Genomic DNA, 24,981 nt, shown 5'->3' on the forward strand with positions numbered 1-24,981 from the left:
TCCCTGATTCTTGATTCATCCACAGTCGCCAGATTGTCTCGATGATGGCTCGACCTTGAGTGCAGTCGTCTTTTTGTTCGACCATCTGGAATATTTTTCCATTCGGATGGCGAAATGGATGGGGTGGCATGTTGGTGATAGGGCCGTTTAAGATCATGAGGTCAAACTACAATCTCAACGGTAGGTGGCATCCAGCTCAAGCCCACGAAAGTTTCCTTGGCGATGTTGACCACGTTAAATACCAAAGCCAAGTCAAGCCACTCAAAGTTATCGCCGATATGCGTGTCGGAAGCGTGCAGGGCGACGGCGACGGAATATGAACCGATGCCAAGATTCGCAGGAAATTTGAACTTGTATGTAGTTTTTTGACCTGCAACCAGGCCTGTCGCCTGGCAGTTCAAGTGATGGGTATTGGTGCCGAAAATACTTTGGCCCAATCGGTCCTTTATGACGTAACCAACCACTAGCTCTGGCAGATCTTCATGAACGGCCGTCTTGATCGTCAGGGTGACTTCATCGCCGACGCCGACGTACTCCACCGGAGCACCGGTTTGATCAAGCAAAGACACGCTCTCAATCGTCGCTTTGCGATTCCCGGACCGCGTCTGAGTTGCGCCACTTTCAAGTGACACGACTTCAACGTTGGCATTCTCCTTGTCCGCGACTATTGCGTTGTAATAGTCCATGACCTCCTCTGGCGTGCCATCTTTGATGATCGTCCCGCCGTCGAGAAGAATCGCGCGATCACACAGGGCCTGAATCGATCCACGATCGTGGGAAACAATAATCAAGGTTGTGCCCAGGCGCTGAAACTCTTTGATTCGCGCGAAGCTTTTATGCTGGAAATAGCTGTCGCCGACGGAAAGCGCCTCGTCAACGATCAAAATTTCCGGGCGAAATGCAGTAGCGACTGCAAACGCTACCCGCATCTGCATTCCGCTTGAATACATGCGTACACTTTCGTCGAAGTATTCTCCGATTTCAGCAAAGGCTTCTACCTCAGAGATAACTTCGTCAATCTGCTGATTGTTAAAGCCCATCAGGCCGGCAGCGTGATACACATTTTGCCTTCCCGATAGCTCGGGATTGAACCCCATCCCGAGTTCCAGAATTGCTGCAATCCGGCCGTTGACCTGAACGTTGCCTTCGGTAGGCTGGAGCGTTCCGGTGATCATTTTCAACAGCGTGGATTTGCCCGCGCCGTTCTGGCCAACGATGCCTATCGCTTCCCCTGATTTGATAGCGAAGCTTACGTGCCGCAGGACCCAATGCTCATGGTTGGGTTTGCTTGGAAGAAAGAACCAGTTCGCAATTCGCTTCCATTCCGAGCTATAGGTCCGGTAGGCCTTTCCCAGATTGTTGATTGTAAGCAGATTCATAATGCGTCCACCATTTCCGGCGCAGAGCGGCGGAACATGAAAAGTCCCAGCAGCATCAACGAAAATGCGATTGCAACGGTGACGGCAAGCTCGTTGAGCCCGGGGGAAACCTGATAGACGAGTACGTCGTGGTAAGCGTTCACGATGGAAAACATTGGATTGCCAGTCATCATGCCGCGCAGATAATCCGGAATGATGTTGATTGAATAAACGATGGGGGTGAACCAGAACCACACTTGCAGAATGATAGGTACGACCTGTCCGATGTCACGAACGAATACGTTGAGCACGCCTAGCACGAGGCCCAAACCTACGGCAAACGCAGTCACCACCACAGTGAGTGGCAAAAGCCAGAACATTTCTAGGCTAGGCATTTGCCCCAGCGCCGCGAACACCACCAGCACGGCGACGAACAATAACAAGTTGTTGAGCAGGCAGGAGCCCACCACAATCACTGGCAGCGCAATTCGCGGGAAACGCATTTTCTTCATGAGGTTTCCCTGCTCGATGAACAGATTCAAACATCTGGCCACGATCTCGGAAAACAGGTTCCATGCAAGCACGCCAGCCATGAGGTAAAGGGCATAAGCGTATTTGTTATCGATCCCCGGCAGCTTGGCCGCCAACACGTTGGAAAGAATCAATGCGTAGATTGCGACTTGGGAAAGTGGGTGAATAATCATCCATAAGCCACCCAGTCGACTGCGGGCGAAGCGGGCGATGAACTCATTGCGAATCGATGTGACGATGAAGCTTCGGTAGTCCCAAAGCCCCCTCAGCATTGCGTACATATTTACCCCTCAATGAGCCGTTCAATTTCAAGCACGCGCTGGGTGACCAACGACTCACTTGCACGACTCTCAACATTTAATCTCAGCAGCGGCTCGGTATTCGATCCCCGTAAGCTGAAGCGCCAGTCGGCAAATTCAATACTGATGCCGTCTGTCTTATCCACAACAGGCTGCTGTGGAAGGTAGTGATTCAGAATCCTGTCGATTACGCTTTTCACGTCATCGACGCGGTAGTTGATCTCGCCGCTGCACGGGAACGCTTGAATTCGCTCATCCACGAGCTGCGACAGCGTCTTGCCGGCTTTGCTCATCAATGCGGCTACCAGCAGCCAAGGAATCATGCCGCTGTCGCAATAAGCGAAATCGCGGAAATAGTGGTGAGCGCTCATTTCGCCGCCATACACCGCATCTTCAAGGCGCATGCGCTCTTTGATGAACGCGTGACCGGTTTTGCTCTGGATCGCGACGCCACCGGCTGCTGTCACCTGTTCGATGGTGTTCCAGGTCAGGCGTGGGTCGTGAATGATCTTGCTGCCCGGATGCTTCAACAACAGCACTTCGGCCAACAGGCCCACCAGGTAATAGCCCTCAATGAAGCGACCGGTTTCGTCGAAGAAGAAGCAACGGTCGAAATCGCCGTCCCACGCCAGACCGAGGTCGCACTTGTGCTCAAGCAGCGCGTTACGCGTCAGCTCGCGATTCTCTGGCAAGAGTGGGTTGGGTACACCGTTGGGGAAGTTGCCGTCCGGTTCGATATTGATGAACACGAACTCCAGTGGCAAACGCGCAGCCAATGCTTGCAGGGCAGGGCCAGCCGCGCCGTTGCCTGGGTCGGCCAGAATTTTAAGGGGTTTGAGCGCGGCGACATCTATATAAGTCAGCAGGTGATCGATGTAAGCGGTCTTATCGAAGACTTCACGCACTTCGCCGAGCGTAACAGCAGGCTCCCCGATATCACCGGCATCCACGCGTGCGCGGATGGCATCGAGGCCGGTATCACCGCTGATAGGACGCGAATGCTCGCGCACCAGCTTCATACCGTTATAACCCTTGGGGTTATGGCTCGCGGTGATCATGATTCCGCCATCAGCTTTCAGATGACTGGTCGCGAAATACACCTCTTCAGTGCCGCACAGACCAATATCGAGGACGTCGGCACCAGCCTCGGTCAGGCCTTTGATCAGCGCGACCGCCAATGCCGGACTTTCAAGGCGCATGTCTTGGCCAACGACATACGTCTTGCCGTGCAACTCGGCGACAAGGGCGCGGCCTATCCGATAGGCGATATCGTCGTTGAGGTCATTAGGGACTTGGCCGCGAATGTCGTAGGCCTTGAAGCAACGGGTTTGAATAGGAGGGTACATATCGCTCACTTGCTGAGATGCCCGCCCATGCAGCGAGCATGGTGCGCTTGAGAAGGGGATCGCCGTAGGAGTGACGATCCGGCCCAGGTACGCCGCAGATTCCCTGCGCACCTGGACCGAAACACATTATCAGAGTTACTGGCCGGCTCGGCCGTAGACGTCTTCAAAACGAACAATATCGTCTTCGCCCAAGTAATCGCCACTCTGTACTTCGATCAGTACGAGGTCTATGACACCAGGATTGCTCAAACGATGCCTGTGACCTGCACGAATGAATGTCGACTCGTTGGTGTTGAGCATCAGTTCCTTGTCGTCGTTGACAATAACGGCCATGCCGCTCACGACAATCCAGTGCTCGCTGCGATGGTGGTGCATCTGCAGAGACAACGAAGCCTTGGGCTTGACGACGATGCGCTTGATCTTGAAGCGCTCGCCATTCTCCAGGGTCGTGTAGGTACCCCACGGACGATGAACGGTCTGATGCAGCTGATGCAGCGTATGGCCGGATTTCTTGAGCTGGGTAACGATGTGTTTGACGTCTTGCGCGTGATCCTTGTGCGCGATCATCAATGCGTCAGCAGTGTCGATGATCAACAGATCCTCAACACCGACCAGCGCGGTCAGACGATCTTCACTGTTCACGTAGTTGTTGCGAGCGCCGTGGGACAACACTTCGCCTTCGAAACGGTTGCCGTTTTCGTCAGCGTGGGTCAGGTCGCTTACAGCGTTCCACGAACCAATGTCGCTCCAGCCAATGTCGCAAGGGACAGTAGCCACTTTGTCCGAGCGCTCCATCAGCGCGTAATCGATGGAAATGTCCGGGACTTGAGCAAACGAATCAGCATCGACCGACAGGCAACGATAGCCCTCGGCAGTGCTGACGCGAGACCGGCCCAAAGAGGCAGCCGCTGCACTTAGTACATCCGGCGCATGCTTGGCAAACTCCTCCAGCACAGCGCCCACCTGGAAGCAGAACATGCCCGAGTTCCAGAAGTAATTGCCGGCAGCAACGTAGGACTCAGCCGTTTTCAGGTCAGGCTTCTCGACAAAGCGCGCTACTTTCAACCCGCCTTCCAGTGCTGCACTGTCGGCCTCGATGTAACCAAAGCCCGTCTCTGGATACTGAGGTTGGATGCCGAACGTGACCAGCCAGCCCGCTTCGGACAAGCGCACAGCCTTCGCCACAGCGGCGGCAAAAGCGGTTTCATCCTGGATCAGGTGATCCGCCGCTAGCACCAGCATGTGCGCTTCGGAGCCATGGGCTTCTTTCAACTGCAACGCAGCCATTGCTACAGCGGCTGCTGTATTGCGACCGAAAGGTTCGAGGATGTAGCCCAGGGCGCGGCCTGCGCTTCCGACTGCGCGATATTCATCTTCGGTTTTGAACAGCAGCTCACGATTAGTTACCGTCAAAATTTCAGATACACCTTCCAAGGCGGACGCCCGAAGAAAGGTCTTTTGGATCAAATTCTGCCCATCAGGCAGCGTCATGAACGGCTTTGGATGGGCCTCGCGCGAAACGGGCCACAATCTGCTACCTACGCCACCTGACAAAATTACGGGTATCAAATCCATCGCTAATAATCCTTAACGTACACGTTGATAGCTGACTGACAGTGGAAGGTATTGAACGGCCAACTGTTATCTGGCGAGGGGGACGTGCGGACTCCCCTACGCAAGGCTTAGAAATGGCGCGTCAGTGCCCGACGTTTAAAGCAGCGGTCCGCACAATAAACGCGGAGGATAACAGAGAAACAGAGCTCAAAGCTTTACTCCCAACGGCTTCAGGGCACGCCTCAACGCTCGGGGGAAAACACAAAACTGCCCCCGGCGCCGATTGCCCGCGCGGGGTCAGTTAACTTCCACAACCATCTTCAACAGCTTCTTGTCGCCAGCTGTTACAGGCTCGCTGGATTTAACAACGAGGTGGCTATCGCCCTGCACCTGGAAGTTACCCGCGATTTCGTTTGCGCACAGTTCCGGAGTATCGAGGAAGCACAACGCGGTGATGTCGCCTTTTCCTTTCGTTGCGGCAAGGAAATCATCCTTCATCACGCCACCCCTGAACGCCGCCCCGAAGACAGGCAGAGTACGTTGCAGTTGCTTGGTGTCGTAGACCGCAGGCCATACATCCCAGAACCCACCAGTGATGATTTGCGCTTTTTCAGCGTAGGCAAGCTTGGCTACAGCCGACGCATCTGTACGCCACGCCACGTTCACCAGTTCTTTATAGGTAGGGGTGAAGCCCCCCAGGGAGCTAAACACGCAGCACCACAATCCGACAGCCGGGGCCGCCAATACGTATTGGTATTGGCCCAGCATCAGCGCGCGGGTAATGATCAAGCCCAGTACGCTGGCAATGATCAGCTCGCTGGTCAGGAAGTAACGCACGTTGTAGAGGTTCATCTGCACCCACAGCGTGTTGGCGAGCAAAACGATGATCCCGGCACCCACGCAGAACACCGCGCTCAGTTGCAGAAACTTCTTCTCTGGCGCGATCTTGTAGCAAACAAGCGAAATGGCCAGAAACAGCAGCAGGAACATCAAATTGAGGTTCTGATAAATGACACGCAGGGACTCTATTACCCCCTGCAGAGAGATATTCAGACCGAACTCGGTAGAAGGTACGCCGAAGACCTTGCTGTGATAGCGGGCGATCAGGACGGCGGCGCAGTTGAGGGCAAAGAACGCGATGTACCGTGTCTTGTCAGTCCAGCGCAGGACCCCGAGCAAAGCGATTGCCGGTATGGAGTAGGTCAGCAGCGCGTAGTTGGTAGCATAGGCAATGCTGCAGATCAGAAGAACTGCGACGCCGACGGCAGCCTTGGGCAGCTTGGCGTAGGTCAGCGAGTACGCTAGCGCGAGCAGCACCATCGACGTGCCGAACGTATTGTGCTGCACGTAAAAATTGAACTGCGCGTATTGGCTCAGGCAGCTGATGATGATTACGTTAGTAATCGCAATCGCCATGACCAAAAACTTGGGGCTCCTATTGAAGAAGATCAAGATCCCCAATGGCGAAAGGTAGGCAAAGAAACTTCTGAGAAAGACCTGTGCCCTTAGGTTGGACTCAACATCTGAAAAGGGTGAGGCGAGTGCAGGGATAAAGTTCAGAAGTCGATCTTGTCCCCAAAAGTACCAAGTCAGCTTTTGAGTCGAAATCAGCGAGGTCAGTATCCCATCGCCATCCTGGAAGCCAGCGAGGGATTGAGTCAATGGCAAAATCGCCCCGGCCACGATGCCCGAGAGGATAATCAATGCAATGCCTAACAATAGGGCCCTTCGCGAGCCCTTCGCGTGCGCACCCGTCATTGCGCTTTGACGCCTGCATGACGGTTGCCGCAACTCAGGCAGACTTCATCCATGACGCCTGCTGAGTGCTGTTGCTCGACCCGTATCAGCGAAAACGGACACTCGCACTTCTCGCACTTCAACACCGCGTTGTTGACCGAGGTTGCAACCTTGGTGAAGTGGCGGGTCCAGGTAAGCCGAAGCAGGTTCGCCATGCCCCGGAAAATTTCTAGCGGGGGAATTTTAGAAACCCCGGCGTTGCGTTCATGGAAATGAATAGGCCGCTCTGACAGCTTCAAACCGTGTCGGTAGGCTTGCACAATGACGGCGAGGAAAAACGAATACCCGCCAACGACCAATGTGTCGAAATCGATGTTATTCAATCGCTTGACCCGGAATGCACGAAAGGACGTGGTGAACTCCGAAAGCTTGATGCCCAACAGCAATCTGGCCGCCTTGTTGGCAGCCTGGCTCACTCGCAGGCGATAGCCGGTGTAGTCGCATTTGCCGCCTTCGGCATAACGAGAGCCAATGACCAGGTCGGTTGTGCTGTCCAGTGCGCCGATCAGCTTGGGAATGTCAGCTGGATCGTGGGAGTGATCGCCATCCATCGTGACCAACACGTCGTATGAATGGTAAATCGCGTATTTCCAAGCCAGTAGGTGAGCCGTTCCCAGGCCTAGCTTGCCGGGACGCACGATAACCTTCAGGTTTGGTCGCGCAAGGCTGGCGAGGATATCCAGCGTGCCGTCCTTGCTACTGTCGTCTACTACCAATATGTCGGCATCCGGTGCCGCGACATTGATACGTTCAATCATGGAGGTAACGTTGCCAGCTTCGTTATAAGTGGCAAAAAAAATCAATGTTTTCATTTATTAACTTAAGTCTGTTTGATTTTCGAGTTTGGATTTAGGCGACAGCATCTTCCAAACAAAGTTATAAGACATGAAGTAGTTCCAAAGCGACCCGACTACTATTCCTCCCAAAGCTGAAATCATCGGGAGCGCAGTCTTGTCGTAGATTTCTCCGGAGATCAGCAGGCTGAGGGCCAAGCCGGCGGAAGTTATGAGCAGATAAATGGCGTAGCCAGCGAAAATGCGACCTCCGGACAGGCTCGTCTCACTGTAGGTTGACTTGTTGTTCATCAAATAATTGAAGCTGGCGGCGACGATCATCGCAGCCGCGTTGGCGTAACGGAAGCTGTCCGTTGTGGTCAGCATCAGCGTCTTGAGAACGCTCATGTGAACAAGAACGCCCAGTGATCCGACGATCAAAAACGATATGAGCGACAGCGGGAAAATACCCCTCGTCAACCTGTTAGCTAAATTCGCCAGCCTTCTAATTAGTCTCGGTATCAAAAGTACTTACCCACATTGGTGGTGTTCAAACTATTAATTGGCCCCATTGAGTAGAGACAATCGCTGAAAAAATAGGGGCGGATGATAGGGTTTTCAGTTGCGCAAAGCAAGCTGAACGGCGGCTTACGGCATCGTCTCCCAAAGCATTTACCGGGCAAAAAGAGCGGAGAGGTGAAGCAACGGGACCTAGGTCAATCACCGTACAACCCTGTTATTTATAGGTTTCCTATGTTCGGTCACTATTCATCCTTGATTCCCGTCTGGCTGACTCTTCGGTGAAACCGTTGTAGATCCTGGTTACCCACCTTGAAAGCCGGGAGAGCAAACAACGCCGTGCACTTGGCCTAGGATGATGAAACGTCGGGCTCATCTGTTCTGAGTGCGGCTCAATTTCGGAGCCGGGCAGCATGTGTTTAACATCATTCGCATGATACTTTCGCTATCATCAGGGCCTGCAGGGTATGGGGCATGAATAGGTATTTTCCGCCGAAGTGCAGGGTCAAATAATCTTCGCTGTGTACATCATTATTGCCGGCACCGGAGGACAGCTTTACATTCGAAACGACTGCTGTTGCGGTTTGTATGGGCACTGCTCAGGTTGCTGACTGCGTTCTACGAACCGACGTCGTGGCACCCAATATCACATGGGACAGCGGCGCCCTTTTTCGAGCGATTCGTCGAGCATAATCGTTGGCAAAGCGGTGGGCTTGAACAAATGAATCGTAAGCGCTCCATAAACCCTACAGAACTAAAGCTGGGTAGCGCGCTCGGCCAAGTTATGCGGGCAGGCAGTTCCATGGCAGCAAGGCTTTGTAATCTTCGACCGATGTCGCCGTTGGCTGGCGGTCGAGTGCGTGGCGAAGCCACGCATAGGGCTCTTGGCCGTTGGCTTGGGCCGTCTCGAACAAGCTGTAAAGTTGAACGCTGGCCCTCTCCCTTTGGGCGTATCGTTGAACAGCCAGTTCTTTCTTCCGATCACGAAGACGGATTGCACGTTCAGCGGCGTTGTTGTCGAGCGGTAAGTAGCCTTCCTCAATGTAGCGAACCAGCTTGCTCAAGTTGCTTGCGAGGTAACTGATGGCCTAGCCCAGACATTCTAAGCTGTGACCTGTGGCTGCGCCTTTTCGATTCAGCTCCTAAACTGAGCCAATACCGGTATAGATTGTTCGTGATGACCGATTTTACGTTCAGCATCGCCGCAAGCCATCAGATCGCGTTCGATGCCGTATAGCTTGTTGATCAGGTTCAGCGCGATATCCGCACGCCGCGTTTGCTCCTCGGCGGCACCTTCTGCGCTTTAACAAACTTGCGACGAGCATCTGCCCAGCAGCCTAGACGCTCGACTCCCAACTGTGCGCCCATTGTGTTGTAACCAGCATATTTATCGGTCATAACATAGCCGCGATAACCATCGAGCAGGAGCGTTAGCACTTTCGCCGCTCTGCTGCTGGTATAGTCAAAAAGGATCACCGGCTTATCATGCGGGCGGCCGATCTGCACCCACATCCATGATTGACTGCTCGACTCGCGGCCAAGCTCTTTCAGCACATGCACCCGCGTTTCATCGCAGTGGATGACGCGGCTGGCCAACAGACCGTCGCGCAGTAAATTCAGCAGCGGCTGGAAGTGCTGGCCACATTGGATAATCCAGCGAGCCAAGGTTTGGCGCGGGATATCAATACTAATCGACGACAAAAACAAAGGCAACGAGCTGTGCAAGCAAAGTTGCAAGCAACACTAGCAGCTTGCTGTCACTGCGAACAGACCTCGGTGGGTAAACGTTCCATAAGTCATCCCAATAATGCCTATTTGGTTATGTACGACCTTTAGTTATATCTAGAACATAAGTATCAGATGCGATTTTAGCCTGTACTACGAAAGGCAGGCTTTTGAGATCTAATGTCTGTTCTTCGCCATCGATGAGAGAAACTCTAATAGAAAAGCCGCAGTCTAACGCTGCTTTTACGTGAGCACCGACAACATCTGGGCGCTCGATTCTACGAATATCCACCGACCGATCTTCGCCTAAAAGAGCAATGTTAAGATCAATGTTGCAGCCTGAATCATGTTCGAATGCCCAGCCACCGATATCTACGCAATCGTCTTTTATTTTTACGTGGTCAATAGCATAGGTTATCACTGAATCCGTTATCAATTTTTTTTCAGATTCTCTCACGCGCTCTAGAATATCCAAGCACTTGTCGACAGAAGTAGAAAAAGCGAGCGAGCCTAGCATTTCCTTTAAAATCAGAGGGTTAAAATCCCACCATCGACTCTTGATGAGTCTCATAATGATATTATCGTCGAACCGGTTTTTTATAAATTTCGCCGGTACCCCGGCCACAATCGAATATGGTGGAACATCCTTAGTAACTATTGAGCCTGTGCCGATTACCGCGCCGTCTCCAATTGTTACCCCTGCCATAACTACAGTCCTGGCGCCAATCCAAACATCGCTGCCGATAACAACGTCGAGATTGCGATTGTTATAGTCGGACTCTCTATTTTCATCCCCTTCTCCAAGCGAGGTTCCAGAAATTATCGCGTGGAGTGGGTAGGTGCTAAGTGTATCCATAGGGTGGCGGCCCTGCCAGCCTACAAAAAACACGCAATCAAATGCTATCGAGCAGTACTCTCCTATTATAAGCTTTCGGGGATGGTCACCCCCTCCGGCTACCTCTAGACGCGGATGCCCGTATGTATAATTGCCACACTTGATGGTTAAAAAGTCGCGGTTATAATGCTTTTCTAGGTAGGCTTTAGTAGAGGCGGGTCCGGGGAACATGGCACGATCCTGTGATTTTTAGAAGCGTTTGTCAGTAATAGGTCATATTATATTTGCTTAGCTTTCCCATGTAAACGCGGCAATACTAGCCGGCAGGGAAAACGTAAAAGTCATTGTCAGGTACGACATTGTGACCTATGACGCGAAGGATGGGGTTTAATCAATCCTACAGTCTGTCTACAAGGTTGAAGGCAATAGCTTAGCTGATAGCCACATAGAGTCGAGGAGACTGAAGTGATTAAAAGCTCCATGCGCATGAGTCATTTTGGAGACGTGTGGCAATAGATTTATATGAGTAATGAATATATTGCATTGACTTGGTTTAACAGCTGTGCGGCAAATTTGATCGATACTGGCATCAATGTTTTTCAAATTAATTCATAAATTATGTGTGAAGTAATCTTTGTGTAAAACAACTTTGAGTTAGGGCCCGTCGTAAGTTACGGCGGGCGCAATGTTTTTACCGGGCTTTAGGTGTTTCAACGTTCAGCCATATAGTTAAATGCTATAGTAAAGTTGCATGGGTCAAGTTTAAACTGATCAAGATTTAACAATCACAATAGTTTTGGTGGTAAGCAGGTCCTTATTGAAATATTTATTCTGTGCATTAATTTTGAAAGGCAGTTCGTTAGGTTTAAGTGCCTCAATCTGTTGGGCCGAAAGAGAAATCTGAATGTTGAATCCGCAGCTGAGATAGGCATCTGGGTGGACAAGACGTACATCAGGTCTTTCTATTGCCTCAATGGTCGACGAATTGTCACAGTGGGTTAAAACTGATAGCGTAATTTTTTCATCTGAAAGGGGATCCCAAGCCCAGCCACGTATGGTGAGATTGTTGCCGATAAGTTTAATAACATCAATGTGATAATATGGCCCATCGGATGTGCGTCGAGTCTCGGCCAGACCTTTAATCTGTAATCCGCGCAGCTGCTGGTTGTAGGTTTGTAGCAATGAAGGCTCATTTGCAATCAGGTCCAACGCTTGATTGCATCTTGCATAAACAAATCGTTGAGCTTCTACTATCAATTGCTTTAAATTATTAGCCTCGAGAAACTTGTTGTAATTCAAGTTATAGTCCAAAACCTCGGTATCGCCAAAACTCAGTATTATTTGATCTGGATTAGCGGATGGGGAGTACCCATAGCGATTGATTTTGAATATATTGTTATCATTGACGTGTATTCGGCCGCGAGTCAAAGATGCTAGGTATTCAGTTTGAGACTTATAAACCAAGTGAAGAATAAAAAACTCATCTTGGACTTTTTTTGTCTGAATAAAATATTCAATTGAAACCTTTTGTCTGTGTTCTTGTTCTGCATTCGTTTCCTCAAGTATTTGGCCGTTACCTAAGTAGTAATTCCCTCCCGTAATTTTACTGTTGTGGATGAGGATTTTGGTTTCTTTATCCGATATCTTAATCAGCGATTTGACATGTCGATCTTTCTGCAGCAAAATTTTCGGGGCTAAAATAGGAGCGAACGGCGTAGTTTCATAACTCGGTATATCTATGAACCACTGGAAGGATGTAGAATCAAAATCAGGCTGCTGAGCAACGAAATCATGAATGCTAGTTCCGGTTCTCAAAGAAATCCAGTACTCGTCAAGGTCTAAAAAAAATACATGGGTAAAGCTACCTTCGGCCTTGGTATTCTTATAGATTTTTGAATACGCTTCAATTTGGAAGTTTACCGATCGCTCCTTGCTTTCCCGAAGTAGTTCGTCAGCCTCAACTAATATAATCTTACCAGGGTGCCGAGAGCTAATCTCATGCAATATCTGACGGGTATTGTCGGTTGTTCCATTTATCCAAAGTTCTAGACAATCGAAGCCCGCTTTCAAGTGGTGGAAAACCCATTGAGGAATATAAGCGCCTTCGTTTTTAGCGATCGCGGCAAGTTTTATTTTTGTTTGCATAATGTAATTCCTACGTTAGCGCGGCGTAACGAAACCTGTAAGCTGCTATGAGATGGAGTATCTATTAGGGGAATAGTCATAAAAATGGCTCGCGGCCCACACAACTAATGAGTTTTCCCCATTTGTACAGATACGTCTCATTTATCGGGGAAGCGTTTTCGGCTTGATATGGAAACCCTAAGGCTTTCCACTTATCTATAGGATGGAGGATGTGCATAGTCATTAGTCCCATATCCCCGGGAATTTGTGCGTCGGCAACGACGTTGTCTCCGACATGAATATAGGAGGTAACGCCTTCGAGTTCAAGGTCGTTTTTTACCATGCGCCACATTGAGCCGTTGTCTTTTCGCTTTTGCTCTTCACTTGACACAAGCAGACGGTAAGCACCAGTTATGCCTACCTTTCTTAACATTTGCCCTACTTGAGCGCGCGTATAATAAGTGTCTGATATGACCCAGAGGACATGACCGAGACTCCCTAGATCATTAAAGAGATCTACCATCTCGTCCTTAGCTACGATCATACCTAAATCTAACTCAAACTCGCGCTGCATCATTTTTTGCGCGTGCTCTTCACCCAAGCCGAGCCTTATTCCGATCTCAGAATAAATATCATGTATCTTTATGTCGCCTATAAAGTTTGATCGTTTACGAAGTGCAAACTCTGAGTCGTTTCTTAAATTCACGAATGCCTGCGCGTTTGTTACGAGCCCCTGTGCAGCCAATTCTTCGCCAAGGAGCAATTTTGCAAAGTCCGGAAATGTATACTCACGACGCACCAAGGTGTCGAATACGTCGAAGCTTATATTGCCATAGTTTCGCAATAACGCGTGAACCGCTTCTGCGCTATTGTGATAGTTCATCGTGATATAACTTTGGTCTGTAGTAAACTCTGCCGAAGCTGGGTAATAGAAAAACTGCTTGTAATCATTGCGCTCGGCAAGCAATCCAATTACACGTTCAAGAGCATGAAGTGGCGATCCATCGTTAGGTAAGGGCTCTTGTGGGAACTCAATGTAGCTGTGGCTGCGGGTTAGAAGCTGCTTGAGCGCCTGTGGCCGAGCCCAGAACATTCCTCCCGCGGGGTAACTCAAAAATCCGTCACACTCTTTAATTTCCAATTCTTTTAGCCAAGGTTCCATGTGTGACTTGTTCATCGTGACATGGTTTACCCAAGACGGCATCATCCAAAATGTAGTCGGGTAATACAGGCCGAGTTCTTTATCTTCGATGAAGGCGTTCAATAGCCGTGTTGTTACTGAGTTATCCTGGATTAGGTACTCTGTTAAATACTCTGCCCACTGAGTTTGTTCTCGGCCAGAGTATAAGGATTTCTTTGAATGTAGGTGGCAGAATAAATCGTATTGTAGAAGCGTATTGCCATACTCCACCAATAAAGGTCCAAAATTTCGCCCGTGATTGGGTACACATTTGATTGTCAGTTTTTTTACTCGTGGGTGCTTCCCGAACACTTTTCGAGCGCGATTTTCCAACCGTGCATCCGTGAGAGTGATCAGCACATCCACGTCAATGGGGAAGTCTGTCAGCGCCTTAGCAAACCGATCAATGTAGTCCCCATAAAATATATGCAGACAAACAGCAATCTTTAAACCTTGGGCTTCCGGTAATAGCCATGTAGGCGGGTTAATTGTCGTATTTGGCGTCCACTTATTTAATAAGTGTGAATGCTGTCGCCCTTCTTTTCTGCCAGAAGCCAGGTAATGATGAAGTGGGCTAGCTTGAGCATGATAAACGTCATTATTGGTTCTATGATACTGTTCGTTGTCAAACAAGATTGAAGGGTTTATAGGTGCGAAACGAGATTTATGTAAATAGTCGGTAAACGCGGATTGAATATCACTGAATTGTTTTTTGTAAGTTGCAGAGTACCATTCGTAATCGAATAGCCCGAGTTGTACTGCTTCGGCCAAGATATCGTCGAACTCGCCTAGCTTGTCTAGTTTAAGCTTTGCCGGTAAAGGAATTGGCATTAATTGAGTTGGAGAGGGTTCAGCCTGACCGTACCGTTGCGTGTAATGGGCTAGAGGGTTTATTTCTGGGGAGTTAACATCGATATGACGTTGGCGGTAATCCGTCAAAGAGAATCCAAGTTTGGTAGAACGGTGCTCCCGGTATCCGTACATAATGAAATGAATGAACGGATGGAAATCAAGTTTCTGGACATCTTCATTGTTTTTTAAATAAAAATTTGTACTAAAGCAAGGGTGCGGATCAAGGCCGATTTTCCAGCCTTCTGTTAAGTAATGTTCAATAAGGCGTTGCTGTTTCAGTCCAGCTTTTTTGAGTTGCTTACGATAGTGCTTTTGATCGAAAGCTCCACTTTGTTCCACTAACTGGATCGTTCTTTGCAAAATTATATTTTGTTGATCTGATTTGTTTGTCATGTCATAGCTTCGCTTGGGGGTCGCCCTGTAACTAAGTTTATCTTAAAGACCGAATAGTTGTGCGGGACTTATAATTCCCAATCCCGAAAAATCATCGTCGATGCTAAATAGATGAAACGCTGCTTTAGGTATCGCGCTTGGTGACAGAGCAAAGCCCGCGTATAAAGCTTCTATTTCCTCAGGGTTGTATTCAATATTTTTTGTTAATCCCTCTTCCACCCCAGCAATGGCTCCTTTCATAATTGCCTCTAGATCCTGAGCGTAACGTTGCGGAGCAGCTGATCTACCATAGAAAAAATCAAAATTACCGTCTGATCGCAAGCGAATATCACTGACTTGTCCGTGAGGCGCAGTGACTAAGCTTTCGAGCAGTAAAGACCGCTCGAGCATAAGGTAGCCTTGGGACCAACTGATATCCTCTTTGAAGACACCGCGCATATTAGCGATCTGCCCAGCAACTTGAGTGTCTCCTGATTTATTCGCTATGAAATACAATCCGGATGTGTCGCGCTTAATTATTCGTGTGATTATTTTTTGGATTGTACCTGCATACCCCAAATCGAGCATAAGAGGCGTTAGATGTTCTTCGCCAGCTAATGTTCTCCTCAAATACTCGAAAAGAGCGCGCCGGGTGGGCTCTACGTGGTCTTGCATTCTGGCCTTGTGCGGAGTTAGCCACTGGACAACTTTATCCTTTTCCTCAGGTAGGGTGACTTTAAATCTTAACAATTCAGCCGGCAGTATCTCGTAAGCTTCATGAAGTTGCAGCCCGAAGCGTTTTATCATCAGATCTAGAACATTGCCTTTGAATTTATTCTCTAGCGCCAATTGCCAAACTTCGAGATCTCCTAGCATGCTTCTAAAAAGCAGCGTTCTGGATACCTTTAAATATACTGGTTCGTGTCGTATATTAAGTAGTTTCTTTTCCCGGACTCTATTTATTAATTCAAAGAAAAGCCAGCCTTCTCGGGCGAGGCAAACTGGCCGCTGTTCAATTGAATATTCTGATATCTTTCTGACGTAATGGTTCATGATTGGCGAAAGAAAGCTATAACCAAATTCGTATAAAGCGGTATAGGAACTTCTCATTGCGTGGGCCCGTTCGTCGAATATGTTTTTAGATTCCTAGAGTGGGCTCGCCGGATTTTACTCAGGGCCTGCAGCCCCTCAGTTATGTTCCCGCCCACACGGAATTTGTTAATCTTCACCGAACAGGTCTCTTGTATAGGTTTTTGCCTTCACATCGACTATTTCAGGAGTTATTCGGTTTGCTACGACTAAGTCTGCTTGCTCTTTAAAGTCAGCAAGGCTTTCTATGACTCTAGAATGGAAAAAGGTTTTTTCTTGGAGTACTGGTTCGTATACTATAACCTCGACTCCCTTCGCTTTTAAACGTTTCATTATCCCTTGAATTGAAGATGCCCTAAAGTTATCTGACCCCGACTTCATTATTAGTCGGTAAATGCCAACAACTTTTGGGTTCAACTTTAGGATTGAACTAGCGATGAAGTCTTTGCGGGTTGAATTAGAGTCTACGATGGCGCGAATCAGATTGTTAGGTACGGCAGAGTAGTTAGCGAGTAACTGTTTGGTGTCTTTTGGAAGGCAATATCCACCGTACCCAAAGGATGGGTTGTGATAGTGACTGCCAATCCGTGGATCTAACCCGACTCCCTCGATAATTTGGCGCGAGTCAAGACCAAGATGCTCAGCGTAGGTGTCGAGCTCGTTGAAGTAAGCTATACGCATAGCAAGATAAGTGTTAGAAAAAAGTTTAATTGCTTCCGCTTCTGTTGAATCGGTCAGCAAGATTTCTATATTTTGTTTAACTGCCCCCTGTACTAGCAGTTCCGCGAACTGTTTACCTGCTGATGATTTATCGCCAACAACTACTCGAGAAGGATATAGGTTGTCGTAAAGCGCGCGTCCTTCTCGTAAAAACTCTGGCGAGAATATTATTTTGTCTGTGCCGAACTGTTCGCGCATTGATGCAGTGAACCCGACGGGTACAGTTGACTTGATTATTATGGTTGCGCTGGGCGCCTCGATAATCACGTCTTTTATAACCGATTGAACCGATTGGGTGTTGAAGTAGTTTGAGTCTGCATCGTAGTCAGTGGGAGTAGCGATAACTACAAAGCTTGCGTTCCTATACGCTACGGATTTGTCAGTTGTGGCATATAGCGAGAGCTCTTTGTTTTCTAAAAAAAATTCAAGCTCTGGATCTTCGATCGTCGACTTCCGTTGATTTATAGACCGTACCTTCTCTGGGAGAATGTCCAAAGCAACTACATCGTTATGCTGGGCCAATAGCACTGCATTGGAAAGGCCGACATAGCCCGTCCCAGCGACAGCAATCTTCATCAGAAATTTACCTTTAAGAATGACCTATGTCACAGGTCGTTTTTCTTCGATGTTGGTCATCTACTAATTTTTCTGGAATTGCCAAATCTGCTCCTAGGTGGTATCGCCAATCCGCCGTAAGGCCCGCTCAAATAATCTAGACTCAACGCAGGGTGATAGTGCGGGTCATCTTGTCCGGCGGCAAACCATTGCTCAACGAAACGCTGTTGCTCGCGGACAGCGCGAGCATATTTTTCTGGCGTTTGATCTTTCCCCCGACTGGCGGATTCGGCATGTATCAATTGCGCAAACGGAGTCCAAATAAGGTTCAGGCCGGTCTGCTGAATCCGCAGGCATAGATCGACATCGTTGAACGCCACCGGGAAGGCATGTTCATCCAGGCCATTCAGCGCTTCGTAAACCGAGGTGCGGACCAGCAGGCAAGCGGCGGTTACGGCGCTTTGGCGTCGGGTTATCTGGTTCATGCCCATGTAGCCGGCGTCGCGTTCTTCCAGGTTATTGCCTGTGTGCGCGGCCAGCCCGTTCACGCCGACGACGACGCCACCGTGCTGCACCATGCGGTTGGGCCACAGCAGTTTCGCGCCAACTGCGCCGACGTTCGGGCGCAGGAGTTGGCTGACCATTTCTTTCAGCCAGCCCGCTTGGATGATCTCAATGTCGTTGTTGACCAGTCCGATGATTTCACCGCTCGCGTGTTCAACCGCTCGGTTGTTGATGGCCGAGTAGTTGAACGGGTAGGGGTGATGCAGCACTTTCACGCCTCGCGCTGGCAGTTCTGCCAGGTACGCAAGGGTTTGCAGATCGCTGGACTGGTTGTCGACGATGATGATTTCCAGGTTCGGATAGTCAGTGTCGTTGAGCAGCCCTTCAATGCAGGCGTGCAGCAGTTTGTACTGGTCCCGGGTCGGGACGATCAAGCTGACGCTCGGCAGGGTAGGGGGCAACGGCCAGTGCGCGCGAAGTAATGCCGGGAATGCTGGAAGTGCCCTGACCGTGGCGCCAGGTTCAAGAGATTGGCATAACCAGGCAATCGCTTGATGGCGGTCCATCGAGGGCCAGGCTTGTTCCGGGCTTGCTGGCGTTCGGTGATCGCGGTGGTAAAGCACCTGCGGAAGATGCACTACATGCGCTTCCAGCTTTTCAGTGGCCAGGACGATGCCAGCAATCAGGAAATGCCAGTTCAGCGATAGGAGTTCATCGGCCGGTGATAGCAGGGACAATGCCGCGCGGACAATTTCCACGCCGAAGATCGCGCCTGGGGTAAAGATGTCCGCGCCGATGAACAGGTCCACGTCCCACACAGGCTTGAGCCACGGCAGGCTTCGTTCACCTTGCGGACCATCGCGGTCGCAATCGGCGTAGCCCCACGCGATGCTTTCTTCCAGTAGCCCGGTCAGGTGATCAAGCGCGTATTTGCTCAGACGATCGCCGGCGGTGAGCGGGATGATGCAATCGCAGCCAGCGTCCAGCAGCTCCGTGAGCGCAGGAAGCAGGTTGTCGGCGGATGTTCTGGCGACTTTCAGCGGCGTCGACTTGGGCGCACGTACACTGGCGAAGCTGACGCCTTCCAGCTCCAGGTCGCCGTCGCTCAGCAGCAGCAAGCCAATCTTGCAGTTGGCGCGAGTATTCTTTTCAGGAGGCAGGTCCTGAAACACTTCAAACCACTGCGGGTAATGATTGAAGCCTGCGCTTTTTGGCGAGCGCAGGGTTTGTTCTTTGGCGACCTGGGTGAGCAGCGCCAGCGTCTGATCGTCGGGCCCGGTCTGGTCGTGCAGCTTCAGCAGACCCTCCAGCCCTTCGGGCCAGCAACACAGTTTGATCGGGCTTCCAGACAACGGCTGCCCCAAATCGTTTTCGATATGCAGGGTGTGAAGCTTGCCGTCCGCGAGCTCCCACGGCAGGTCGAGGGTGAAGCCATGATCGCTGGTGGCGCGATAAACCAGTGCCTGGTGATGTGTGTCGCAAGACACACGACCCAATACGCGGCTGTCTTCGCGCGCGGTCACTTCGACGTGTCGCTGCGGCGCCTCCGGGTCCCATGCCCATCCGCTGATCCGCAGACCACCACTATGCCAGGCTTGTGACGCAACGGGTGCCGGTTCTTTGCTCGGAGAAACTGGAAGCGTCAGTTCACCTTTCAGGCTGTAATCCTGATTGGCAATTCGAGCGGTAATGTGGCGTGCATCGTCGAGCCAGGCCTGGCGCAGCTGTACGCCAAAGCCGTGAAATTGATCGCCCATCTCCGCGTTGGGCTGAAACTGGTCTGCACGTACAAGGGAAACGCACGCGCCATCGATCAGCACTTCAACGACCAGACGTTGATCCGGTTGCGTGATGTCCAGCGCCCAACCTTGCAGCACATCACCGTACAGGCCAGTGATAGCGCCGCGAAGGGTGGCGGGGGACTCAAGCTGGCCGATGGCGGATGGCTTCGTTATGACTTCTTCTGACATCAGGCCCGGCTCGGTGAAAGTGGTAATGAGTGGATAGACAAAGCGCCCGCTTCATTGGCGACTGGGCCCGGCATCGCGTACAGCGGCAGGCCAACAGAAGCTGCCAACGCAGGGGCATTCCAGCTCGCGCCTGGGTTGGGCTGAAGACTCAACGCGCCTTTGCAGCCGGCAAGTGCCAGGCAATCAGCAAGCGTCAGGCCAGCCACCGTTGGCAATGCATGAACTGCGCCAGTGGCCAGCAGGGATTTTTGCCATGCGTTATCCCCGTGTACGAGCAGCATCACTGGCAGACTTTCCCGGGTAATGCGCCGCCCAAGCTCCAACCACTTGTTGGCAAGCTGAAGGTCTTGCAGGGCATCGGCGATAAACAGGATGTGAGGCGCAGGTTTGCTCGCCGGTAGCGTTTTGCGTTTGGCGTCCAGGGTGAACCGCGCGTTCGGCAGTGCTGCGGCATAGCGTTTTTGCAGCGCTTTCCACGGCAGATGAACGCTGTGCGCGTGGCGTGCAAAAGCGGGCCAGTCACGTGAACTGCCCTGGCGCAACAACTCGTCGTCGCGGCAGATGATCCGATAAGGTTTATCAAGCATCGATGGCAGATCAAGCAGCTCGGCTGGGCAACCGGCCAGTTGCTGAAAGATCAGCTCATCAAGCGGCAGGGTTTGCAGGTCTTTGAACAAGCGCTCGCTGTCTGCTGGCAGCTCGTAGTCGAGGCTGAGCAGCAACGGTTGCAATTGAGCATTGAGCGTGACGAGCGTGCGCGTGCCTTGCTGGCGCCAGTTCAGGCTAAGAGGCGCATCAACGCCAGCGTTGGTGTGCAGGTGTAATTGCCTGAGGCCCAACGCAGGCCAGGCACAACTTGGGCTGCTCGCTATCAGCGCTGGCAGTTGCTTGAGGCGTGCCCGCTGTAGCGCCTGTCGTGACGGCTTGAGCGGGTCGCGCAGACAAAAATCCTGATACCGGTTGGAGGCGTCCGGATAACGACGTTTCAAGATGGCGTTGTTGTGCGCGACGCGCAGAGCCTTTTCGTCACCGAAGGAAATGCCGCCCTGATGGGCAACGAAGACACCGGGCGCACCCATGTGGCGCCAGCCCAGACTGCGAGCGCGCAGGCACCAATCGGTTTCTTCGCCGTAGCCGCGCAGCAGGTGCACTTCATCCAGATAGCCCACGACATCGATGGCGCTGCGCTTTATGTACAGGCAGAAACCACAGCCAGTTTCGATTTCAATCGGCGGGCTGTTCGCGAGTTGCGCCATGTCGTCCAGCACCGCTTGCTCTTCTGCAGTGGGCATCGACTGGCTGACGCGGCTCACCGGGAAACTCATCAGCTCGCCGTTGTTGGTAAACGGCGTCACAGAAGCAATGTCTTTTTCGCTGTAGGCCACGCTGCGTAAACGATCGAGCCAGTTGCCGTGCACTCGTGTATCGGCGTTGAGCCAGACCACGTCGCGCTCCGGGCTCAATGCCATGCCCCGGTTGACGTTTCGGATGAAGCCCAGATTGACCGGATGCTGAACGTGTTCGATCTCGCCCGCCGCAGCCAGTGCTTGTAATGCTTCGCGCAGTGCGGAGTTAGGCGTGGCATCGTCCAGCACGACGAGGCGATGCGCGGTGCGGTTCAACGCGCGGTTGCGCAGCACGCTGTGCAGGCATTCCAGTGTTTCGTCGTAGCCGTCGTAAACCGGAACCAGGATATCGACCGGTTCCTGGCGACCTGCATGGATGCTGAAAGGTAACGGCGGCTGGAATATCGGTAAGTTCGAGAGCGGGCTTCCGATCAAGCATGTGCCATCCTCGAAACGCACTTTGAGTATCTCTGCCGGGTCTTTGACCTGTACCCGGAACGCTCCGTGACCTACGCACAGTCCCGCTTGGGTCAGTAACAGATGCTCGGATTCAGCCATGCACTCAAAGCGCTCACGTTCAGATTCCACGTAGACACTTACCGGGCTTTCAGGTGATTTGAGATTGATCGCCCAGCCAGAAACTTCACACCGTTCGGCGTCGTATTGCGCTACCCCAAGGAAGCTAGAGTTGCCCGTTTGTTTCGTCAACAGGCCGATAATCAGCTGCAGCTCTTGCGCGTTTTTTATTTCGGGCAAGAGCGCCAGGATTGACTTGCGTAGCTTCGCTGGCGCTTCGTTCCGACTTCGTGACTGCCAGAGCATTGAGCGCAAGGCGGCGTCGGTCGGGTTTTGTTTCAAGGCAGCTTGTAGTAACTGCGTCGCAAGTGCGGGTTGACCGAGCGTCAACACGACACGCCCGATCAGCGCCTGGATGTCGGCGCGTTTTGGTAATGCAGCGGCGGCTGAGCTGAGGTAAAGGAAAGCCTGGTGCAGTCGCTGCTGTTGCATCGCTCCGATCCCTTTCCAGATTAAGGCTTCGGATCGGTATTCAGGTATTTGGAGCGCTTTTTCTAGAAAAAAAATGGCCTGTTCCGGCTCGCCGGTCTGGCGGGCAAGCTGAAATTTTTCCATGAGCGTGCCCTGCTCAAGGACAAATGGGGTAGAAGTGGCCATCGGCTGATTCACAAATAAAGAAAGAGGGGCGCCCGCGAGGGAGCCCCTTTTTTGAAAACCACCAGCCTTGCGGCTGGCGGTATTCGGACTGGCTTAGGAGCGGTCGATTAGACCGAGCCTGGAACCACTACAACGTTGGTGATGTGAGCTTGTGCGTCAGGAGAACCGACGATGTCGATAGCTACCTGAGCTTGCGATACACCATTGTCCAGCGCGGTCAGCCAGAACGCTTTGCCGCCTACATCGTTTGCGTCGTTGTCACGACCCAAAGCGTTGGTGTAGAGCGAGTTCACGAACTCGACGTTAGCGTGGTCAGCAGCTTCACCCGAAGTGATGATGCCCGAAGCAATATCTGTGCGGCTGGTGCCGTTAGCCAGAGCGTCAACCCAGAAGTCCAGGCCAGCGGTATCTGCATTGCGACCCAGTGCAGCCTCGTACAAGCCATTCACGAACGCGGTGTCAGTGGTGGTTGCAGCTTGGCCTTCAGCGGAATCAGCCAGTTGAACGGCCAGGTCGGACAGGCTCAGGCCGCTAGCGACTGCGTTGGACCAGAAGTCCTGACCAGCCTGGTCAGCGCCGTCGGTGCGACCCAACAGGTTGTTGTACAGATCGTCGATGTAGCTGTCGGTGACGACGTCTTTGTACTCAGCCGAGTTCACGACTACTTCAGCCAGCGCGGTGGCGCTTGCGCCCGCATCGTGTGCAGCAGTGAAGTACTCAGCGCCGCCGGCATCAGCGTCGCGACCCAACAGGCCTTCGTACAGACGCAGAGCAGCAGCGTCTTCAGCGTTGTCAGCGATAGCCACAGTCTGGCCGTCGGTGAAGCTCAGGAACTCAGCGTGAGTAACGCTGGTGGTCTGGTCGTCGCCGTTCAGGATCAAAGTCGAACCCGACTGAGTGACTGTGAAGTCAGCACGTGCGCCACCGATCTGAACAGTGTCGAAACCTGTGCCAGCATCGATAGTGTTGGCAATGCCAGCACCAGTGATGATGGTGTCGTTGCCTGCACCGGTAGAGATGACGTTGACGCCAGTGCCGCCGATAACGGTGTCGTTACCGCCAGCAGTGGTGATTACGTCGTTACCGTCGCCGCCGTCGACAGTGACGTTAGCGTCGCCAGTCACGGTGATGTTGTCGTTGCCGTTGCCGCCAACGATGATTTTGTCAGCACCGGCAGTAGTAGCCAGAGTTGCGGTCACGCCAGCGTCGCTTTCGAAGATAAACACAGAAGCGTCTGCAACTGGCTTCAGATCAACAGTGACCTGAGGAGCAGCGGCGCGTGCCAGGGTGTTGGTGTCGTCAGTCGAGATGGTGACTACGTCTGGAGTCACGCCATCTTGGCCAGTGATTTCGCCAGTTACAGCGTTGTAAGAAGCTACCGCTACAGTAGTGGTAGCAACGTCCAGATTCAGCAGGGAGCTGATGGCTGCGATGGTGGAATCAGAAATGGATGGGTTTGCATTCAGGCTGGTGGTCAGATCTGCTGCTGTTACTGGAGCATCATATTGCAGTGCCATGAGTCATATTCCTGATGTGTCAGGCCAATTGGCCGATGTTGCTATCTGTCTGCGTAATCGCAGGTTTTTCCCTGAGAGACTTATGGCGGAGAGCGTTGATCTCAGTTTTGGGAGTAATCGAAATCTGTAGAGCTACCAGCGGCTCACTGCCGCTGGGTCCAAAAAGCATTTGTTCTGGGACGATGGCTTGTTTACCGCCGCCCGTGAATGCGGCGTACCCCGTCAACTCATATGCATCGCGCTCCGGGCCTGTGAGGCCGAAGCCCACGGCAACGAGCGAAGCGCCTTTGGCGCGTGCCCCGGTGAAACTGCCGCTTAGCACTTTCTGGCTAGGGCCGGCGCCCGCGATGGTGCTGGTGTAAACAAGGTCGATTCCTTCGGGCTTGTTTTCCCAAACGATGGAAAAACCTTCGAGTCGGTTAGTCGAGTTCTCTTCGCCCAAGCACTGATCGGTCACGCAGATCTCGCCAGTTTCCTGGATGTGTCCGGTAAGCTTCAATACAGCGTTAACAGGGGCGGTTTTGGAAAATGCGACAGCCTCAGGAGCAGGCTTGGAGGGCAAAAAGTTGCGCATGATGGCGGCGGAGGTGTCGATGCGATCAATGCGCAGATCGACAGGGTCGACCTCGACGTCGGCCAGGTAGTACTCGGTAATCAGAACCGTTGCTACGCCGCTTTTAACGCGACCAATAATGCAGTCGCCAAGCTTGGTAAGCATGTTCTTGTTGACGCCTTCCCCTGGGAAGAAGTCAATCACGCCTTTGCCTAATGGCGCTTGTTGCAATGCAATGAACACACTTCGTTCAGCGATGGGCTGTGAGGCATAACGAAAAATGTACATC

Annotated in this window: 16 protein-coding genes and 1 pseudogene; all 17 read right to left on the minus strand. The window is 51.8% G+C overall.

Features of this window, described 5'->3' with window-relative positions:
- Positions 1-161: 161 nt before the first annotated feature.
- The 17 genes and pseudogenes from ACWKWM_RS09020 to ACWKWM_RS09100 all read right to left on the minus strand — a co-directional run bounded on the left by ACWKWM_RS09020 (position 162) and on the right by ACWKWM_RS09100 (position 24,980).
- Positions 162-1,379 carry an ABC transporter ATP-binding protein gene (locus tag ACWKWM_RS09020; RefSeq protein WP_483845800.1) on the minus strand — a complete coding sequence of 406 codons (1,218 nt, stop codon included), beginning with the start codon at positions 1,377-1,379 and terminating at the stop codon, positions 162-164.
- Positions 1,376-2,170: an ABC transporter permease gene (locus ACWKWM_RS09025; RefSeq protein WP_483845801.1), complete on the minus strand. Its 795-nt coding sequence runs from the start codon at positions 2,168-2,170 to the stop codon at positions 1,376-1,378. The genes ACWKWM_RS09020 and ACWKWM_RS09025 overlap by 4 nt, the downstream gene beginning before the upstream one ends.
- Positions 2,171-2,172: 2 nt before the next feature.
- On the minus strand, positions 2,173-3,534 hold the full coding sequence (locus ACWKWM_RS09030) for a phosphohexomutase domain-containing protein (RefSeq protein ID WP_483845802.1): 1,362 nt from the start codon (positions 3,532-3,534) through the stop codon (positions 2,173-2,175).
- A 135-nt stretch (positions 3,535-3,669) separates the two neighbouring features.
- Entirely contained in the window at positions 3,670-5,109 is a 1,440-nt protein-coding gene (locus ACWKWM_RS09035) for a mannose-1-phosphate guanylyltransferase/mannose-6-phosphate isomerase (RefSeq protein WP_483845803.1), read from the minus strand.
- Between the two features lie 276 nt (positions 5,110-5,385).
- A complete protein-coding gene (locus ACWKWM_RS09040; RefSeq protein ID WP_483845804.1) occupies positions 5,386-6,846 on the minus strand; it encodes a hypothetical protein in 1,461 nt (486 codons plus the stop codon).
- Entirely contained in the window at positions 6,843-7,697 is an 855-nt protein-coding gene (locus tag ACWKWM_RS09045) for a polyprenol monophosphomannose synthase (RefSeq protein WP_483845805.1), read from the minus strand. Before ACWKWM_RS09045 ends, ACWKWM_RS09040 begins: the two co-directional genes overlap by 4 nt.
- 3 nt (positions 7,698-7,700) lie before the next feature.
- On the minus strand, positions 7,701-8,183 hold the full coding sequence (locus ACWKWM_RS09050; RefSeq protein ID WP_483845806.1) for a GtrA family protein: 483 nt from the start codon (positions 8,181-8,183) through the stop codon (positions 7,701-7,703).
- Positions 8,184-8,959: 776 nt separating this feature from the next.
- Positions 8,960-9,863: pseudogene (gene tnpC / locus ACWKWM_RS09055) on the minus strand (IS66 family transposase); the annotation flags it as partial.
- Positions 9,864-9,996: 133 nt separating this feature from the next.
- The gene (locus tag ACWKWM_RS09060; RefSeq protein ID WP_483845807.1) at positions 9,997-10,968 is read right to left on the minus strand and encodes a CatB-related O-acetyltransferase; all 972 of its coding nucleotides are present in this window, start codon (positions 10,966-10,968) and stop codon (positions 9,997-9,999) included.
- 540 nt (positions 10,969-11,508) lie between these two features.
- Positions 11,509-12,882 (minus strand): glycosyltransferase family 2 protein, encoded by a 1,374-nt coding sequence (locus ACWKWM_RS09065; protein ID WP_483845808.1) that lies wholly within the window; start codon positions 12,880-12,882, stop codon positions 11,509-11,511.
- A 76-nt stretch (positions 12,883-12,958) separates the two neighbouring features.
- Complete coding sequence (locus ACWKWM_RS09070) at positions 12,959-15,286, minus strand: rhamnan synthesis F family protein (protein ID WP_483845809.1); 2,328 nt, start codon at positions 15,284-15,286, stop codon at positions 12,959-12,961.
- A 42-nt stretch (positions 15,287-15,328) separates the two neighbouring features.
- Positions 15,329-16,375, minus strand: coding sequence for an HAD family hydrolase (locus ACWKWM_RS09075; RefSeq protein ID WP_483845810.1), 1,047 nt, complete (start codon positions 16,373-16,375; stop codon positions 15,329-15,331).
- Between the two features lie 108 nt (positions 16,376-16,483).
- Positions 16,484-17,650 carry a nucleotide sugar dehydrogenase gene (locus ACWKWM_RS09080; RefSeq protein WP_483845811.1) on the minus strand — a complete coding sequence of 389 codons (1,167 nt, stop codon included), beginning with the start codon at positions 17,648-17,650 and terminating at the stop codon, positions 16,484-16,486.
- A gap of 56 nt (positions 17,651-17,706) precedes the next feature.
- Complete coding sequence (locus ACWKWM_RS09085; protein WP_483845812.1) at positions 17,707-20,103, minus strand: glycosyltransferase family 2 protein; 2,397 nt, start codon at positions 20,101-20,103, stop codon at positions 17,707-17,709.
- Entirely contained in the window at positions 20,103-22,580 is a 2,478-nt protein-coding gene (locus ACWKWM_RS09090; RefSeq protein WP_483845837.1) for a glycosyltransferase, read from the minus strand. The genes ACWKWM_RS09085 and ACWKWM_RS09090 overlap by 1 nt, the downstream gene beginning before the upstream one ends.
- 149 nt (positions 22,581-22,729) lie before the next feature.
- A complete protein-coding gene (locus tag ACWKWM_RS09095) occupies positions 22,730-24,139 on the minus strand; it encodes a DUF4214 domain-containing protein (protein WP_483845813.1) in 1,410 nt (469 codons plus the stop codon).
- Positions 24,140-24,158: 19 nt separating this feature from the next.
- The gene (locus ACWKWM_RS09100; protein ID WP_483845838.1) at positions 24,159-24,980 is read right to left on the minus strand and encodes a hypothetical protein; all 822 of its coding nucleotides are present in this window, start codon (positions 24,978-24,980) and stop codon (positions 24,159-24,161) included.
- Position 24,981 lies beyond the last annotated feature (1 nt).

It is taken from the genome of Pseudomonas rosaeacicularis (assembly GCF_057128745.1).